The sequence below is a fragment of the Pseudomonas syringae group sp. 243L2 genome (assembly GCF_032587875.1).
GTDB classification, from domain to species: Bacteria; Pseudomonadota; Gammaproteobacteria; order Pseudomonadales; family Pseudomonadaceae; genus Aquipseudomonas; species Aquipseudomonas amygdali.
The window spans coordinates 218,500-235,368 of the sequence record NZ_JAWHPL010000025.1; the positions used below are offsets into that span (position 1 = coordinate 218,500).

General features: G+C 59.8%; 13 protein-coding genes. 8 read left to right on the top strand and 5 right to left on the bottom strand.

Annotated features, from left to right (window positions below):
• Positions 1 to 80 precede the first annotated feature (80 nt).
• Entirely contained in the window at positions 81 to 1,004 is a 924-nt protein-coding gene (locus tag RYB66_RS19445) for a DMT family transporter (RefSeq protein WP_005744435.1), read from the bottom strand.
• 121 nt (positions 1,005 to 1,125) lie between these two features.
• Here RYB66_RS19445 and RYB66_RS19450 point away from each other — a divergent pair, with 121 nt between their 5' ends.
• Both RYB66_RS19450 and RYB66_RS19455 read left to right on the top strand, forming a co-directional pair.
• Positions 1,126 to 1,695 (top strand): helix-turn-helix domain-containing protein, encoded by a 570-nt coding sequence (locus RYB66_RS19450; protein ID WP_004665725.1) that lies wholly within the window; start codon positions 1,126 to 1,128, stop codon positions 1,693 to 1,695.
• 41 nt (positions 1,696 to 1,736) lie between these two features.
• A complete protein-coding gene (locus RYB66_RS19455) occupies positions 1,737 to 3,140 on the top strand; it encodes an FAD/NAD(P)-binding protein (RefSeq protein ID WP_316895164.1) in 1,404 nt (467 codons plus the stop codon).
• A gap of 152 nt (positions 3,141 to 3,292) precedes the next feature.
• On the opposite strand, the gene RYB66_RS19460 is transcribed toward RYB66_RS19455, so the two are convergent.
• Both RYB66_RS19460 and ssuD read right to left on the bottom strand, forming a co-directional pair.
• Entirely contained in the window at positions 3,293 to 4,399 is a 1,107-nt protein-coding gene (locus RYB66_RS19460; protein WP_005744433.1) for a sigma-54 interaction domain-containing protein, read from the bottom strand.
• A complete protein-coding gene (ssuD, locus tag RYB66_RS19465; RefSeq protein ID WP_002554062.1) occupies positions 4,399 to 5,538 on the bottom strand; it encodes an FMNH2-dependent alkanesulfonate monooxygenase in 1,140 nt (379 codons plus the stop codon). Before ssuD ends, RYB66_RS19460 begins: the two co-directional genes overlap by 1 nt.
• Positions 5,539 to 5,927: 389 nt before the next feature.
• Here ssuD and RYB66_RS19470 point away from each other — a divergent pair, with 389 nt between their 5' ends.
• Both RYB66_RS19470 and ligD read left to right on the top strand, forming a co-directional pair.
• Positions 5,928 to 6,833 (top strand): Ku protein, encoded by a 906-nt coding sequence (locus RYB66_RS19470; protein ID WP_005744432.1) that lies wholly within the window; start codon positions 5,928 to 5,930, stop codon positions 6,831 to 6,833.
• A gap of 20 nt (positions 6,834 to 6,853) precedes the next feature.
• The gene (gene ligD / locus RYB66_RS19475) at positions 6,854 to 9,454 is read left to right on the top strand and encodes a DNA ligase D (protein ID WP_316895167.1); all 2,601 of its coding nucleotides are present in this window, start codon (positions 6,854 to 6,856) and stop codon (positions 9,452 to 9,454) included.
• Between the two features lie 62 nt (positions 9,455 to 9,516).
• Here the strand turns inward: ligD and pssA are convergent, their stop codons facing one another.
• Complete coding sequence (pssA, locus tag RYB66_RS19480; RefSeq protein WP_316895170.1) at positions 9,517 to 10,860, bottom strand: CDP-diacylglycerol--serine O-phosphatidyltransferase; 1,344 nt, start codon at positions 10,858 to 10,860, stop codon at positions 9,517 to 9,519.
• A gap of 248 nt (positions 10,861 to 11,108) precedes the next feature.
• Between pssA and RYB66_RS19485 the strand changes: the two genes are divergently transcribed.
• Positions 11,109 to 13,295, top strand: a complete 2,187-nt coding sequence (locus RYB66_RS19485) for a TonB-dependent siderophore receptor (RefSeq protein WP_316895171.1) — start codon at positions 11,109 to 11,111, stop codon at positions 13,293 to 13,295.
• A 44-nt stretch (positions 13,296 to 13,339) separates the two neighbouring features.
• Here the strand turns inward: RYB66_RS19485 and RYB66_RS19490 are convergent, their stop codons facing one another.
• A complete protein-coding gene (locus RYB66_RS19490) occupies positions 13,340 to 14,497 on the bottom strand; it encodes a glycerophosphodiester phosphodiesterase (RefSeq protein WP_004656799.1) in 1,158 nt (385 codons plus the stop codon).
• A 269-nt stretch (positions 14,498 to 14,766) separates the two neighbouring features.
• Between RYB66_RS19490 and RYB66_RS19495 the strand changes: the two genes are divergently transcribed.
• From RYB66_RS19495 to RYB66_RS19505, 3 genes are all read left to right on the top strand, one after another.
• The gene (locus tag RYB66_RS19495) at positions 14,767 to 15,699 is read left to right on the top strand and encodes a 2-hydroxyacid dehydrogenase (protein ID WP_316895173.1); all 933 of its coding nucleotides are present in this window, start codon (positions 14,767 to 14,769) and stop codon (positions 15,697 to 15,699) included.
• A 110-nt stretch (positions 15,700 to 15,809) separates the two neighbouring features.
• Positions 15,810 to 16,544: a CTP synthase gene (locus RYB66_RS19500; protein ID WP_316895175.1), complete on the top strand. Its 735-nt coding sequence runs from the start codon at positions 15,810 to 15,812 to the stop codon at positions 16,542 to 16,544.
• Positions 16,541 to 16,867 carry an antibiotic biosynthesis monooxygenase family protein gene (locus RYB66_RS19505; RefSeq protein ID WP_005734325.1) on the top strand — a complete coding sequence of 109 codons (327 nt, stop codon included), beginning with the start codon at positions 16,541 to 16,543 and terminating at the stop codon, positions 16,865 to 16,867. The genes RYB66_RS19500 and RYB66_RS19505 overlap by 4 nt, the downstream gene beginning before the upstream one ends.
• Positions 16,868 to 16,869: the final 2 nt, after the last annotated feature.

Here is a 16,869-nt window from a genome sequence, read left to right on the forward strand (position 1 = left end):
CTACAAAAAGTGTCTGCTGTTTTTAAGACAGCAAAAAGTTGTCACGGGACATGTGTTTCACGGCGCACAATAGCCGCCGTTCACTCGGCTTTGCGCATGCCATCTTCTTCAGCAAGGCTCTGTTCACCGGGGGCAGAACGCCGCTTCATTTCGCTGACGATCACCCCGGCCACAATCAGTGCTGCGCCCAGCAGGGCGATACCCGGCAAGCGCTCCCCGGCAAGTCTTCCGACAATCCCGGCCCAGACCGGTTCACCGGCATAAATCACGGTGGCGCGTGTAGGCGAAACACTTTTCTGTGCCCAGTTCATCGCGATCTGGATAATCGCACTCATCGCGCCAAGTCCCACCGCGCTAAGCACCAGCAGCCAGGAGAAATCCGGCAAGCGTTCCTGAGTCGGCACGATCATCAGAAAGGCCAGGGCGGAGGCGGTTGCCAGCTGCACCACGGTGACCCGCCGCACATCGACCTTGCCGGCATAGGCGCTGATCATGATGATCTCGGCGGCGATGGCCACCGCGCTGATCAGCGTGACGATCTCGCCGGAGTTGAGTTGCAGAGAAGCACCTTGCGGCCCTGATACCAGCATCAGCCCGGTAAAGGCGAGGAGGATGCCCAGTGTCGGCATCAGGCCCGGTCGACGGCCAAGCACCAACCATTGCAATAAAGGCACGCAGGGTACGTAGAGCGCTGTGATGAAGGCGGACTGGCTGCTTGGGATGGTTTGCAGTCCAATGGTCTGCAAGCCATAACCAAGCATGATCGCGGTGCCGATGAATACGCCGGCCTTGAGTTCAAGAAAGGTCAGTCCGCGCAGCACCTTCATTGAAAACAGCGCTACGATAAGCGCCGCTGCGGCGAAACGCAGACCGACGAAGAGCATGGGGCCGCTGACGGTCAGCGCATGCTGTACCAGTAAAAAAGTGCCTCCCCAGAGCATGGTAATCAGAATCAGAACGGCTTCTGCCTTGCTGATGCGGGGTAATCGGCTGATAGACTTCATGTCAGCTCCAGATTCCTGTGAACGGCTATAAATGACGATGCGCCTGATGAGAGGCTGAGCACCCTGAAAATGGTCTCGAATTGGGCAGTATAATGCGCAACGGTTTGATGTGAGCACCACCATGCACAAAGAAAATTCCCCGCGCCCAGCCGTGTTGCAGCACGTCAGCCAGAACGTACGGCGTTTGCGCAACTGCGCTGACCTCAGCCAGACCGCCCTGGCAGAAAAGTCCGGGGTCAGCCGCCGCATGCTGGTCGCTATCGAGGCGGGAGAGAAAAACGTCAGTCTGGCGACGCTGGACCGGGTAGCAGAAGCATTGGAGGTGGCGTTCAGCGATCTGATCCAGGCCCCCGAAAATCGTGATTACAGCCGTATCAACGAACTGGCCTGGGCGGGTACGATTTCTGGCAGCAAGGCCGTGCTGCTGGCCCGAGCGATTGCCCGCCGGGAAGTCGAGCTGTGGGAGTTCTGCCTGGAGCCCGGCGATGCCTATGTCTCGGAAGCCGATCCGGACGGCTGGAGTGAGCAGGTGTATATCGTAGAAGGGTATCTGACTCTGCGCCTCTCCGATCCTGCGGCCGTGCAACAGATCGGTCCAGGCGAGTTTTTCATGTTCCCCAGCAATCAGCCGCACCGCTATTGCAATGAGGCTGACGTGCCCTTGCGCTTTGTGCGTAACGTCGTGCTCTGACCTTCCTGTTCTTTTATCGCAACTGACCGAGGCGCTGTTCGATGAGTGAAGACCCTAACCAGACAGCTGACATTCTGATCATCGGCGGCGGTCTGAGCGGCACCATGCTGGCGGCGCAGTTGCTACGCAGGCCTGGCCAGCGCCGGATCCTGATCATCGAAACCCGCAGCGAGCTTGGCCGGGGCGAGGCCTACAGCGCAACAGAGCCGGGCCATACGCTCAATGGCAATGCGGCGCGCATGAGCGTCGACCCCGATGACCCGGACGACCTCACGCGCTGGCTGACGGCCTATCTGGCCGAGGGCGGCTGGCCTGAAGCGGCCGCGCAGAAGGTCCCGGTCGCCGAGCTGTTCCCGCCGCGCGGTGTGTTCGGGCTTTATGTCCAGCAGCGATTGCGTGAAGCCCGTGGCGCTGGCGAGGTGTTTGGCTCGACGGCAACGCATGTGCCCGGCGAAGCGGTCGATGTACAGATCGATGAACACGGCGTGAGCGTGACGCTGGCCGACGGTCGTCTATTGCGTGGCAGTCGGGCCGTGCTGGCGACCGGTATGTACGCCGCTTCACGCACACCGCAGCGTGAGTCGAACGCACTGAACGCGGCAGCGCTGGACCCTTGGAATGTACAGGCAATGCAACAGCTCGATGCACAGTCCAGGGTGTTGATCATTGGCTCGGGGCTGACCATGGTCGATGCGCTGGTCTCACTGGAAAAGGCCGGGCACCGCGGGCCGATTCAGATCTATTCCCGGCATGGCCTGCTGCCCCATGTGCGGCGCCAGCCCCCGGAATGGTCTGATTTCCTGGCGCAGGACCCGAGTATCCGCAGCACTCGCCAACTGGTACGCAAGGTGCGCGAGCAGTGCGAGCTGGCCATCGAAAGCGGCATTGACTGGCAGGCCCCGCTGGACACCGTGCGCGCCAACGTCGGCAGGCTGTGGAATCAGGCCAGTGACAGGCAGCGCCGCCAGTTTGTCCGTCATGTACGGCCATGGTGGGAGAGTCATCACCATCGCTCGCCGCCACCCAGCGCCGCACTGCTGGCGCAACTGATCAGGCAAGGTCGGCTGAGCATTGACGCCGCTTCGTTGCAGGCTGTTGCGAGCCTGCCGTCAGGCCAGGTGCAGATCAGCGTGCGTCGGCGCGGTGATAGCGAACCGACGCAGATCGTTGGCGATGCCTTGATCAACTCCACCGGCATCGAGTACGACTGGCGACGCGTGGATCGCCCGTTGCCTCGGCAATTGCTGCTGCGAGGTTTGATTCAGCCCGGACCGCTTGCGCTGGGCATTGCTGCCGACGCCGATGGCGCGGTGCTCGACGCGCAAGGTCACTGCTCGTCACGCCTGTTCGCCATGGGCCCGCCACTGCGCGGCATGTGGTGGGAAAGCACAGCAGTGACCGACGTGGCGATTCAGGCCAAGGCTCTGGCGATGCGTTTGTCGTGAGGCGCCGCGTGATCAGGAGAGGACGCAGAGCGTCCAGAAAGGCATACCCACGCGGAGCATGGGCACGATAGCGTTCCTGCGGACAGCGCTCGTTCCTCACGCTCCAGCGTGGGAATGCCGTTCATGACGCTCCGCGTCATCGGTCTGGATCTTCACACCGACAAATGCAGCATCCGGTCGCCCTGTATATTTTCACCCGGCCTGCGTTTGTTGACCGCTAGCTCACCGATCTTGATCAGACGAGTGCGCGTCACGTTGCGGGTCAGGCCCAGCAGGCTGGCGGTGTGTACCTGGTTGTGATGGCAGTAGCGATACGCGGTCCTCAGCAACGTGTCTTCGACCTTCTCGTGCAAGGCACCTGCCTGTTCTTCAAACAGCTTTTGGAACGCCCGATTGAGCAACTGTTCGGCTGACTCGTCAGCCGGATTCTGCTCGTCCTGACGCTCGATCCTCAGGTTCGACAGGCGCAGGTCGTCACGCTGAATGACTCCTTCGCGGCAGACCAGCAAGGTGTGATGAATAACGTTTTCCAGCTCGCGAATATTGCCTGGCCAGCTGTAGGTCTTGAGCTTGTGCTCGGCTTCGGCGCTGATGCGCACCGGGCCATGGCGCAGACGCTGGCTGTAGACCTCTATGAAATGCCGGGCCAGCGGCAGGATATCGCCGGGCCGGTCGCGCAGCGGGCTCAATTCCAGATTGACCACGTCCAGGCGGTAGTAAAGGTCCTCGCGAAAATGCCCGGCATTGATGGCTTTTTCCAGTTGTACGTTGGTGGCTGCGAGCACCCGCACGTCAATAGGCACGCTCTTGCGCGAGCCCAGGCGGACCACTTCACGTTCTTGAAGTACGCGCAGCAGCTTGACCTGGAGAGTCATGGGCAGGTCGCCGATTTCATCGAGAAACAGCGTGCCGCCATTGGCCTCTTCGAACCAGCCCGCCTTCGCGCTGATCGCGCCGGTGAAGGCGCCTTTCTCGTGGCCGAACAACTCGGCCTCGATCAGGTTCTCGGAGAATGCTCCGCAGTTGACCGCCACGAACGGTTTGTCGCGACGGGCACTCAGTTCGTGGACGTGCCGTGCCACCAGTTCCTTGCCAGTGCCGGTTTCACCAATGATCAGTACGCTGGCATCGCTGGGCGCCACCTGGCGTACGTGAGCGAGCAGATCCTTGGATTTGGGGTCCTCGAATACCTGCGCAGTGGCTCTGATCGAGGTCGCCAGCGCAGGCGAGTGCGGTAAGGTCAGCAGTTGCCCTGACATCACTTGGCCTGCGGGGGCAGATCGTTGGCGATCATTTCGCCGAACGGGCCCGTCAAATTGGTGATGCCGCGCCCGGCGAGGCTGGCGTAAGGCTCAGGCAGCAGCGGGAAGACCAGTTCGGCAAAGCGGTACGCTTCTTCCAGGTGCGGGTAGCCCGAGAAAATGAAGCTCTCGATGCCCAGGTCTGCGTATTCCTTGATGCGTGCCGCGACTTCCTGCGGGTTGCCGACCAGTGCCGTGCCAGCACCGCCACGAACCAGACCCACGCCCGCCCACAGGTTAGGCGCGATTTCCAGGTTGTCGCGGCGTCCGTCATGCAGCGCAGCCATACGGCGTTGACCTTCGGAATCAAAGCGCGAGAAAGATTTCTGGGCCGCAGCGATGGTTTCGTCGCTGATGTGTTCGATCAATGTGCTGGCGGCTTTCCAGGCTTCTTCACTGGTTTCGCGCACGATGACGTGCAAGCGAATGCCGAACTTCACGGTACGACCTTTGCGGGCTGCCCGTTCACGCACATCGGCCAGCTTTTGGGCCACAGCTGCCGGAGGTTCGCCCCAGGTCAGGTAAACGTCCACCTGATCGGCCGCAAGGTCATGCGCGGCATCGGAAGAGCCACCAAAGTACAGCGGCGGATAGGGCTTTTGAATCGGTGGATACAGCGCTTTGGCATTCTGCACGCGCAGGTGCTTGCCTTCGAAGTCGACTGCTTCGCCCTGTAATACGCGACGCCAGATCTTCAGGAATTCGTCGGTGACTTCATAGCGTTCGCTGTGATCGAGGAAGCTGCCGTCGCCACGGTTCTCGTCCGGGTCGCCACCAGTCACCACGTTGATCAGCAGTCGGCCGCCGGATAAACGATCCAGCGTGGCCGCCATGCGTGCCGAGACGGTAGGGGAGATGATTCCCGGACGGATCGCCACCAGGTACTTCAGACGCTCGGTCAATGGCACCAGTGCCGAGGCGATGACCCACGAGTCTTCGCAAGAGCGACCGGTCGGAATCAATACCCCGTAATAGCCCAAGTCATCGGCGGCCTGCGCCACCTGTTTCAGGTAATTGAGGGTGACGGGACGTGCGCCCTTTGTCGTGCCCAGATAATGGCCGTCGCCGTGAGTCGGAAGAAACCAGAAAACGTTCATGACAAATCCTTGGGAGTGATCAGCTGAGTGAAAGCTGACGGGACCAACTGTTGATTCGCAGACAGTTCGCCAACAGCGTTCGGGGTGGGGCCATTTATAGAACGTCTTATTTATTCCGCAAAAGAACGTTAAACCATATTTTTAGATCTTAAACGCATATGTGACTTGAAAAATCCTGATTCTCTTTGCGCGAACCCCTCTACTACAAGGCTTTGACGGCTGTAAGCATCCCGTTAATACAGTTCGCACCAAAAGCCAAAACGTTGACAGTCAGATTGCCAAGATGAAAAACGGGCTGCGCCTGCGCGGATTTTCCGGCACTCGTCAGGCTGTCGAAACTTTTGTTCGACCGGTCCAGTCACTTTTTCAGGATCAACAGGAGTCAGACCATGGCAAGGGCAATCTGGAAGGGCGCAATCAGCTTCGGGCTGGTGCATATACCGGTCGCATTGGTGTCGGCGACAACGTCGACCAGTGTCGACTTTGACTGGCTCGACAAGCGCAGCATGGACCCGGTTGGCTACAAGCGAATCAACAAGGTCACCGGCAAGGAGGTCACCAGCGAAAATATCGTCAAGGGCGTGGAGTACGAAAAGGATCGTTATGTCGTACTCAGCGAAGAGGAAATTCGCTCCGCGCACCCCAAATCGACGCAGACCATCGACATATTCGCCTTTGTCGACAGCCAGCAGATTCCTTTGCAAAACATCGACACGCCTTATTTTCTGACCCCGGATAAACGCGGCGAAAAAGTCTATGCGCTGCTGCGCGAAACCCTTGTCGACACCAAAAAGGTGGCGCTGGCCAATGTCGTGCTGCATACCCGCGAACACCTGGCGGCGGTCATGCCGCTGGAGTCGGCGCTGGTCATGGTGATCCTGCGCTGGCCTGCCGACGTGCGTGAGCTGGACACGCTGGAACTGAGCGACGCAGTGACGGACGTACAGTTGAACAAGAGCGAACGCGACATGGCCAAGCGTCTGGTCAAGGACATGAGCGCCGACTGGCAGCCTGAGCAGTACCGCGACACTTTTCAGGAAAAGATCATGCACCTGGTCAAAACCAAGGCAGACGAAGGCGAGATCGAGGATGTCGAGACGGATCCGGCCGAGGAAGAGCGCAAAAGTGCCGACGTCATTGACCTCACCGACTTGCTGCGACGCAGCCTGGCGGGCAAGGGGGGTGCCAGTAAAGGCAAAGCGAGCAAGCCCGCAGCAAAAGAAAAACCTGCTGACAAGGCCGCGGCCAAGCCCAAGCGGCCCGCAGCCCGCAAGAAAACCAGCAAAGCCTCTTGAGCCAGACGGAGACACCGGACATGGCCAAGCCCGCCAGTGAATACACGCGCAAGCGCAATTTCGCCATCACCTCCGAGCCTGCCGAAAGCACGCGCAAAGGCAAGTCTTCGTCCAAGGCCAAGGCGCTGGGTTTCGTGATTCAGAAGCATGACGCACGCAACCTGCACTACGACTTTCGACTGGAGCTGGAGGGAACGCTCAAGAGCTGGGCGGTGCCCAAAGGCCCGAGCCTGGACCCCAAGCAAAAACGTCTGGCGGTGCATGTTGAAGACCATCCGCTGGACTATGCCGATTTTGAGGGCAGCATCCCGAAAGGGCAGTACGGCGGCGGTGATGTGATTGTCTGGGACCGTGGCGTCTGGCAGCCGCACGGTGATCCGCAAAAAACCTATGAGGAAGGCAAACTCAAATTTACCCTGGTCGGCGAGAAGCTCAGCGGCGACTGGGCGCTGGTGCGCACGCGGCTCACTGGCAGTGGTAGCAAGGAGCAATGGCTGCTGATCAAAGAAAAGGACGCCATTGCACGGCCTGCTGCCGAATATGACATCACTCTGGAGCAACCGCAGAGCGTGATCAGCGGCGCGCACGTAGGGGCAGGGCGTGCAGCGCCAGCGAAGCCAAAAGCCAGCGCCGCAAACGAAAAAGCCAAAGCCGGTGCAGCGAAGCCTGCGCGCAAGCCCGCGCAAAAGAAGTCGAAAACGGTTTTCCCGGAAACCCTTTCGCCGCAACTGGCCACGTTGGTAGATGCACCGCCAGCGGGTGACTGGCTGTATGAGATCAAGTTCGATGGCTATCGCATTCTGACCCGCATTCAGGGCGACGAAGTGCGCCTGTTCACCCGTAACGGCCACGACTGGACCGAACGGCTGCCCGAGCTGGTCAAGGCGCTCAAGGGCCTGAAATTGCAAAACAGTTGGTTCGACGGCGAAGTAGTGGTTCTCGACGAGCAAGGGTTGCCCGACTTTCAGGGGTTGCAGAATGCCTTTGACGCAGGGAACAGCAAAAACATCCTGTATTACCTGTTCGATATGCCGTTCCTGAGTGCGGAGGATCTGCGTGAAGTGCCCCTTGAACAGCGCCGCGACGCCTTGAAACAAGTGCTTGACGCCCAGCGCAGTCGCCTGCTGCGTTATTCGGATGCGTTTCAGGCCGGGCATCAGGATATTGTGGCAAGCGCTGCGGCAATGGGCCTGGAAGGGGTGATCGGCAAGCGGGCCGGTAGTGTTTATATCGGCAAGCGCAATGCCGACTGGATCAAACTCAAATGCCGGTTGCGTCAGGAACTGGTGATCGTCGGCTACACCGCCCCACAAGGCAGCCGCTCCGCATTCGGGGCCTTGTTGCTGGCGGTCAATGAAGGCGATGAAGGGCTGGTCTATGCCGGGCGGGTGGGCACCGGCTTCAGTGAGGTGACGCTTGAACAGCTTTATCAACAACTGAAACCGCTGCAGCGCAAGGATTCGCCCCTGGCGAAAAAACTGACCTCGGCTCAGGCCCGTGGCGTGCAGTGGGTAGAGCCGCAGCTGGTCTGTGAGGCGGAATTCGCCCAGTGGACCCGCGAAGGCATTGTGCGACAAGCCGCATTTGTTGGGTTGCGCAGTGACAAGCCTGCCAGTGAAGTGGTGCGCGAAGACGCTCAGCCCGCCAGGGTTGCCAGCCAGACCCGAACGCAATCGACATCGGCAGCGCCGCGTTCAGGCAAGAAAACCGCTGCCGGCAAAGGCAAAGTGGACGTGGCGGGCACGGGCATCAGCCATCCGGATCGGGTGATCGACAGCAAGACCGGCACCAGCAAGGTCGAGCTTGCGCAGTTCTACGCGTCTATTGCCGAATGGATTCTGCCGTATCTGAACAAGCGTCCTGTGGCATTGTTGCGTTGCCCGGAAGGCATCGACGGCGAGCAGTTCTTCCAGAAGCACGCCGAGCATCTTGCGATTCCACACATCAAACAGCTGGATCGTGCTCTGGACCCCGGGCATGCCGCGCTGATGGAGATCGATTCATTGCAGGCGCTGGTCGGTGCCGCGCAAATGGGGGCCATCGAGTTGCACACCTGGGGCGCTACGCGTGACAGGATCGAAACGCCGGATCATTTTGTACTGGACCTTGATCCCGACCCGGCGCTGCCCTGGCGCAGCATGATCGAAGCCACGCAAATGGTGCTCGCCGTGCTGGAGGAACTTGGGCTGGAAGCTTTTCTCAAGACCAGCGGCGGCAAGGGCATGCACATCATCGTGCCATTGGCGCGGCAGGCAGACTGGGGCACGGTTAAAGCCTTCGCCAAGGCTATCGCCGAATTCGTCAGCCGTCAGTTGCCCGAACGCTTCACCGCGACCATGGGGCCGAAAAACCGGGTAGGGAAAATTTTCATTGATTACCTGCGCAACAGCCGTGGCGGCAGCACCGTGACTGCGTATTCGGTGCGCGCCCGGCCAGGTTTGCCGGTCTCGGTGCCGATTGCTCTGGATGAACTGGCAGGCCTGAAATCCTCGGCGCAGTGGGACATCACCAACCTTGAGCAGCGTTTAAAGAAACTCAAGGCCGACCCGTGGGCAGGCTACAGCAACCGCCGCAAAATCACGCAGAAGATGTGGAAGCAGTTGGGGGCGAAACGGCCCTGACACACCCTGTTTCTTTGGTTGTATGGCCGACATGCCAGGCATGTCGGCCTCAGGCTTGAGGGTCAGAGTATCCGGTACAGCAATCGCTCGACCCGCACACGGCTGACGCGCTTGAGGAATTTGCGTACCCCTTCGGGATAATTGACCAGTGTGTCGAGTTCGTCGTACTGGTTGACGCGTTGGGTGTTGCGCATCAAATGGGCGATTTCCGCCTCGCGCGTTTCGCTCCACTGGCCCTGCGGATCATCGATCAGCAAGGCGTTTTCCAAATCAAGATTGAAGGCGCGAGGGTTCAGGTTGTTGCCTGTCAGCAGTGTATAGCGCTGATCGACCCAGATGCCTTTGAGGTGGAACGTATTATCGCCGTGTTTCCACAGGTGCACGTTGAGGCGGTTCTGCGCGATTGCCTTCTGATGCTTGTGGGCAAAGCGTCGCAGGCTGATTTCATACAGATAGGGCAGGGCCGAGATCACCTTGAACGGCTCGTCCGGGTCGATGAAGAAGTCGTTGGCGGTTTTGTCACCAATGATGATATCGACCTGCACACCGCGCTTGAGCGCCCGATTGATTTCGCGGGTGACCGCCACCGGCAGGTTGAAATACGGCGTGCAGATGGTCAGCTGGATCTTGCTCGAGGCGATCAGGTCGCAGATGGCACGATTCAGATTGTTACGCGGCCCGACGCCCAGCAGCGGAATCACCCGCAGCTCGCCGTTTTCCTTTTCGCCTGCTGAAGTGTCGTACGCAGCGCGTTTCAGATCCGCACGAAAAGCGCGAATCTCGCTGCGAATGCTGCGCGAGCCAGGTGGCGATTGCAGGTCGAGGCGGTGCACCGCCGGTGAAGGGAGTATTTCGCGCTGCACCAGGTTCTGGAAAGCGTCGGCCAGTGGCGCACTTTCGATCAGGTGGTAACGGTCCAGACGATATTTGTCGAGCTTGTGCAGGTAGACGTTGTTGATGCTTGCGCCACTGTAGATCACACAATCGTCGATCACGCTGCCCTTGAGGTGCAGCACGCCGAATAGCTCACGGGTTTGCACCGGCACGCCGTAGATCGGCACTTCTTCATCGTATTCAAGGTTCTGCGCCTGATACCAGGTCGAGTTGCCCGGTTGCCGCCCGGCACCGATCAGGCCCCGCTGCGCGCGGAACCAGTCAACCAGAACCACGACATCCAGCTCAGGCCGTGCGGCCTTGGCCGCGTACAGTGCGTCGAGGATCTCCTGACCAGCTTCATCCTGTTGCAGATACAACGCGATGATATAGATGCGCCGGGTGGCCGAAGCGATCCTTTCCAGCAGACAGCGCCGATAGTCGGCGGCAGAAGGAACAATGGAGATTGCACCGCTTGGCAAGGCAAAACCACGAAGTGCTGCCAGTGTCGAGCGTCGGAAAGTGGATTGCATAGGCCTCTCGATGGGAAAACCAATAGCGTACGAGCTTACACGAGAGTCGCACTCAGGTGGCTGTCCCCTACCTGTTTCAAAGCATTGCTGTGTGAGACGTAGCGATGAGCGTTGGTTATGTGACGCCCTGCACATAAATTAATGATAAGCATTCCCAGTAACATGTGGTAGCATTTCGCATCCACTGAGTCGGTCATCTCCAGGAAGGTTTCTTCCGATCTCGCTCATCTCGTCAGCAGGACCTTTTCATGCACACCCCATCGATCCCGATGCGCCTCACGTTGCTCGCATTTTGCTGTTCCATTGGTTCTCCGGCCTGGGCCGCTACTGCTGCCGCCAGTCAGCAGGAAGGCCCGATGGTTCTCGGAGAGACCGATATCAGTGCCGACAAGGCCGACCCGCACGCGCTACCGCCTGTGTACGCAGGAGGGCAAGTGGCTCGCGGCGGGCAGTTGGGTGTTCTGGGCAATGCCGACGTCATGGACGTGCCGTTCACCATGACCAGCTACACCGAACAATTGATCGAGGACCAGCAGGCCGAAGACGTCGGTGATGTGCTGCTCAATGATGCATCGGTTCGCCAGTCAAGCGGCTATGCCAACGCCTCGAAGATCTTCGTCATTCGTGGCCTCAAACTGACCACCGATGATATTTCCTACAATGGCCTTTACGGCGTGCTGCCACGCCAGATCATCTCCACCGATGCGCTGGAACGGGTTGAGGTTTTCAAAGGCCCCAATGCCTTCATCAACGGCGTAACACCGACCGGCTCCGGTATTGGCGGCGGCGTAAACCTGCAACCCAAGCGCGCTCAGGACACGCCGACACGGCGTTTTACCACCGACATCAGCAGCGACGGCCGGGTCGGCGAGCACCTGGACCTCGGCCAGCGCTTTGGCGAAGGCAATCGATTCGGCGCACGCCTCAACCTGTCTCAGCGCGAAGGCGAGACCGGCGTTGAAGACGAAGAGCATCGCAGCAAGCTGTTCGCGCTGGGGCTTGATTATCAGGGTGACAACTTCCGTCTTTCCGGCGATTTTGCCTACCAGAAGCAGCGCATCAATCAGAATCGCAACATGGTGTTCGTTGGCAGTGGCCTGACCCGTGTGCCGCATGCACCGGATGCCGACACCAATTACGCGCCGAACTGGACCTGGACCGAAACCGAAGACACCTTCGGCATGAGCCGGGCCGAATACGACCTCAACGATGACTGGACGCTGTACGCTGCAGCCGGTGCCAAGCACACCCGTGAAAATGGTATCTATGGCTCGCCGACTATCAATGACGCCGCAGGCAACATCACGGCGTCACCGTCTTCCATTCCGCATGACGAAGACAACAAGACAGCCATGGCCGGCATCAACGGCAAGCTGCAGACCGGCGCGGTCAGTCACAAGGTCAACTTCGGTCTGTCCGGCATCTGGACCGAGCAGCGCAGTGCCTACCTGTTCGGCAGTCCGGCTGGCAGCAACCTGTACAACCCAGTGGAAACAACACGTCCTGCGCTGGACAGCTTCTCGGGTGGCGATCTCAGTGATCCCGGTATCGTCGGCAAGAGCCGTATGCGCAGCGTAGCGTTCTCCGACACGCTGGGCTTTTTCGATGATCGCCTGCTGCTGACCGCAGGCCTGCGTCGCCAGCAACTGCGCGTCCAGGGCTACGACTATGGCAGCGGCCCGCGCAACGCACTGTATGACGAGGCAATCACCACGCCGGTCTACGGGCTGGTGTTCAAGCCTTGGCGCTATGTGTCGTTCTATGCAAACCGCATTGAAGGCCTTGCGCAGGGGCCGACGGCGCCGAGCACCGTGACGATCAACCCTGGCGAGGTGTTCGCGCCGGCGCGTTCAAAACAGATTGAAGCGGGCGTGAAGCTGGACATGGGCACCTTCGGTGCAAGCCTGGGTGTATACCGTATTGAACAACCGACTGATGGCTACCAGATTCAGGATGGCAGCGGAACGCGCTACGTCCGTGATGGCGAGCAGCGCAACCGTGGCGTGGAAATGAACGTGTTCGGCGAGCCCGTCAGCGGCCTGCGTCTGCTAGCCGGTCTTACTCTGATGGACACCGAGGTGAGCGGCACGTCGGGTGGCAGCAACGATGGCAACAGGGCCATTGGTGTGCCGACCTTCCAGTTCAACGCGGGTGCCGATTGGGATGTGCCAGGCGTCACGGGCGCAGCCATCAATGCGCGCATGCTGCGCACCGGCGGGCAATATGTCGACGCTGCCAACAATCTGAGCATTCCGACCTGGAACCGCTTTGATCTGGGCGCGCGCTATACCTTCAACGTTGCGCAAAAGGACGTCACGCTGCGTGCCAACGTCGAAAACCTGATGAACAAGGATTATTGGGCATCGGCCAATGGTGGCTATCTGACTCAAGGCGAGCCACGCACCTTGAAGCTCTCCGGCACCATCGATTTCTGATCAATCGGCGCTGGCCGCATCGCAGGATGCGGCCAGCCAGTCGATCAGTAGCCGTTACGCTTCAGAATCGTCTCGATGCTCTCTTTCGCTGGCCGCCCGTAGAACTTCAACAGTTCGGCAGTGCGGTTGGTGAAGAAACCGTCAACTCCATCATTGCTGATCCGCTTGAAGTCCTCTGCGTCGTCCACCGTGTAAGGGTGGATCACCATGCCTTTCTCGTGGGTCAGGTTGTTCATCCAGGGTTTGACCAGGTCCATGTAGCTCTGATCGCCACCCTTGGCCAGTTGCGAAGAAGGGCCGGTGCCGATCGCACCATGAGCCTTGGCCCAGTCAATCCACTTCTGGAATTCCTCCGGCGATTTGACTTCCTGCGCTGCGTAGTAGCTGGCCTTGTCCTTGGCCCCCGAGTCTTTGAACGCGACGCTGGATTTAGGCTCTATCGAGCCTTCGCCAATCCACAGCAGCATGACCTTGGGCACTTTCGGCATTTCTTTTTGCAGGAGTTCCAGGCTCTGCTTCTCGAACGTCTGCAATACCACACGCCCCGGCATGTGCGCGACGTTCACATGACCGGCCGCAGCAGCAGGTCGCTGAGCCAGCCAGCCACGTTTGGTCAGCACCTTTTTAAGATCGGCTTCGACACCGGGAAACTTGTTCGGCACCTTGGTCTCGATATACAGCCCAGGCTTGTTCGCGCCGCCTTCGGCGATGTCGATGACCTCATCCAGCGTCAGGATCTGCAACCCGCTGTAGCTTGCGCGCGCCCGGTCGGGGTAAGCCTTGTTGAACCATGAGCCGGCGTCCAGTTGCTTGAGCTCCGCCAGGGTGAAGGTGCTGACCGGGTCCTTGACCCGTGTCGGGAACACTTCGGCAATATTGGTCGTGCGTTCCAGTACGTCATCGTGCAGCGCTATCAGCACGCCATCTTTAGTACGCTGGATGTCCATCTCCAGATAGTCCGCGCCCAGGTCGCGTGCCAGGGTATACGCCGGAATGGTCTCCTCCGGAGCGTCGAACGAAGCTCCGCGATGGGCGATCACGGCTGGCCAGGGCAGACCGTATTTTTCGCTCAGCACCTTGCCCGGTGCATCCGCCGCCGCTGCCATACCGGATGACAGCATCAGGCCCGACATGACCGCTGCGGCCAGGAAGGTCTTTTTCAACAGGGTTGTGGTCGACAGAGTGGCGGAAAATCCTTGCATGGGCGGTTGGTTCCTTATGGTTGGAAGGCGTTCGACTGCACCAGCCAATACCGTTACTGGTCACAGCGTTGCACGCAACGATAGCGCACTATCGCGTTGGCGAGGTTGCTTGTAACGCAGTCTGTCCGGCAAATGCGTCCACTTCATGAACACCTGGTGTTATCGCAAAAGGTTTTTTCCAACGAGCGCCATTGTCTGTGCAATTGGCTCTGCACAAGCGCACGAAGTCGCGTTACTGTCAGCGTTTTGCTGACCGAACGGGAGTGCGCATGACAACGGTATTGGTGCTGGTGGAAAATCTGGACATGTATTTGCCGATTCTGGAAAGCAGCGGTTATCAGTTGATTCGTGCGCCGACGGCCGAACTGCGCGCCGAGGCAATTGCTGCACACGGGAAGAGCATCAGCGCCGTGATGACGCGTGGGCCACTGGGTTTTTTCGACGAGGAAATGGATGCACTGCCGAACCTGCGCATCATTTGCGTGAGCGGTGCCGGCTACGAGAAGGTTGATTTGCCCGCCGCGCAGGCACGCGGCATCACCGTGACCAATGGTGCAGGCGTCAACGCCGCCACAGTGGCTGACCATACGCTGGCGCTGTTGCTGTCGCTGGTACGTGACATCCCGCAGGCCGATGCGTCGGTACGCCGTAGCGAATGGCGCAAGGTGGTTCGACCGTCGCTGGCAGGCAAGCGCTTGGGAATCGTCGGACTGGGAGCGGTTGGGCTGGCGATTGCCAGGCGTGCAGCCGCGTTCGACATCGCCATCGGCTATCACAATCGCAAACCGCGCACCGACTGCGATTACACCTGGCACGCCACCGCACAGGCACTGGCTGCGGCGTCGGATTTCCTGATCATTGCCACACCCGGTGGCAGTGGCACGCAGCACCTGATCGATGCCGGTGTGCTTGAAGCGCTGGGCCCTGACGGCTTTCTGGTCAACATTGCGCGTGCCAGTGTGGTGGATACCCATGCGCTGGTCAGTGCACTTCAGAACGAGCAGATTGCCGGGGCTGCGCTGGATGTGTTCGACGATGAGCCCGCTGTGCCGGACGTACTCAAAACGCTGGGCAATGTTGTGCTTACGCCCCATGTTGCAGGCCTGTCGCCCGAGGCTTCCAGAGACAGTGTGCAAATGGTCAACGATAACCTGCTGGCGTTCTTTTCCGGGCAGCCGGTGCTGACGCCGGTAACTGGCTGAAGAAACGTGCAGCGCTGCACGCCAGGCATTGCTGCAATGCCCATTCTGCTGGTTTTGCTGCCTGTTTATAGTCCGCCCGGGTTATACGAAAATCGAACAGGGGGCGGGGCATGGGCACAATCAATAACGTACGCAACACTTTGCAGATCGGGCTGGTGGGCGATTTCAACGCCGATGTGCCAGCCCATCAGGCCATTCCGCTGGCGTTGGCGATGGCGGCTGAGACCGTTCACGTGCCGGTCAGCTTCGAATGGCTACCGACGCCACAGATCGGCAGCGGTGCGCGGCTTGGCGAATTTGATGGGCTGTGGTGTGTACCGGCCAGCCCGTACCTGGACATGCAGGGCGCGTTGACGGCCATCCGTTTCGCACGCGAGCGTCTCGTACCGTTTCTGGGGACGTGCGGCGGCTTTCAGCACGCACTGGTGGAGTACGCCCGCAATCAACTGGGCTGGGCAGACGCCGAGCACGGCGAAACTGCGCCGCAGGCGGCAAACGTCATCATCGAACCATTGAGCTGCTCGCTGGTTGAATCCGTGGCGGCGATTCACCTGCAACCCGACACTTTGATTGCCCAAGCCTACGGCACGCTGAATATCGAGGAGCGTTATCACTGCCGCTACGGTCTGCGTCGTGAGCTTGAGCCAGCGCTGTTCGGCGATGCATTGAAAGTCAGCGGCCGCGGCCCTGAAGGCGAAGTGCGCAGTATCGAATTGCAGGGCCACCCGTTCTTCGTCGCCACGCTGTTCCAGCCGGAGCGGGCTGCGTTGCAGGGCAAGGTATCTCCTGTGGTTGCTGCGTTCGTCCGCGCGTGCAGCCAGGCCGCGCAGAGGAATCGATCATGATGGCAGCGCGCTTTCCCACACCCTACTTTGCGGTGGTGTTCACCTCACTGCGTACGTCTGAAGAGGGTCAGGCGTACGCAGACGCGGCGCAGCGGATGGTAGAACTGGCCAGGCAGCAGCCCGGCTTTCTGGGCGTGGAATCGGCTCGCGACGAACACGGACTGGGCATCACCGTGTCCTACTGGAGCGACGAAACCGCGATTCTGGCCTGGAAACAGCAGGCCGATCACGCCCAGGTCCGCGAACAGGGACGCGCGCGCTGGTATCAGGCGTTCACCACGCGAATCTGCAAGGTCGAGCGTGACTACTCGTTCAATGGCTGACG

Bases quoted from the DNA above. Each gene is read 5' to 3' on its own strand.
- RYB66_RS19460 (WP_005744433.1), bottom strand. From the start codon at position 4,399: ATGTCAGGGCAACTGCTGACCTTACCGCACTCGCCTGCGCTGGCGACC.
- RYB66_RS19500 (WP_316895175.1), top strand. From the start codon at position 15,810: ATGGGCACAATCAATAACGTACGCAACACTTTGCAGATCGGGCTGGTG.
- ssuD (WP_002554062.1), bottom strand. From the start codon at position 5,538: ATGAACGTTTTCTGGTTTCTTCCGACTCACGGCGACGGCCATTATCTG.
- RYB66_RS19490 (WP_004656799.1), bottom strand. From the start codon at position 14,497: ATGCAAGGATTTTCCGCCACTCTGTCGACCACAACCCTGTTGAAAAAG.
- RYB66_RS19455 (WP_316895164.1), top strand. From the start codon at position 1,737: ATGAGTGAAGACCCTAACCAGACAGCTGACATTCTGATCATCGGCGGC.
- RYB66_RS19445 (WP_005744435.1), bottom strand. From the start codon at position 1,004: ATGAAGTCTATCAGCCGATTACCCCGCATCAGCAAGGCAGAAGCCGTT.
- RYB66_RS19450 (WP_004665725.1), top strand. From the start codon at position 1,126: ATGCACAAAGAAAATTCCCCGCGCCCAGCCGTGTTGCAGCACGTCAGC.
- ligD (WP_316895167.1), top strand. From the start codon at position 6,854: ATGGCCAAGCCCGCCAGTGAATACACGCGCAAGCGCAATTTCGCCATC.
- pssA (WP_316895170.1), bottom strand. From the start codon at position 10,860: ATGCAATCCACTTTCCGACGCTCGACACTGGCAGCACTTCGTGGTTTT.
- RYB66_RS19505 (WP_005734325.1), top strand. From the start codon at position 16,541: ATGATGGCAGCGCGCTTTCCCACACCCTACTTTGCGGTGGTGTTCACC.
- RYB66_RS19470 (WP_005744432.1), top strand. From the start codon at position 5,928: ATGGCAAGGGCAATCTGGAAGGGCGCAATCAGCTTCGGGCTGGTGCAT.
- RYB66_RS19495 (WP_316895173.1), top strand. From the start codon at position 14,767: ATGACAACGGTATTGGTGCTGGTGGAAAATCTGGACATGTATTTGCCG.
- RYB66_RS19485 (WP_316895171.1), top strand. From the start codon at position 11,109: ATGCACACCCCATCGATCCCGATGCGCCTCACGTTGCTCGCATTTTGC.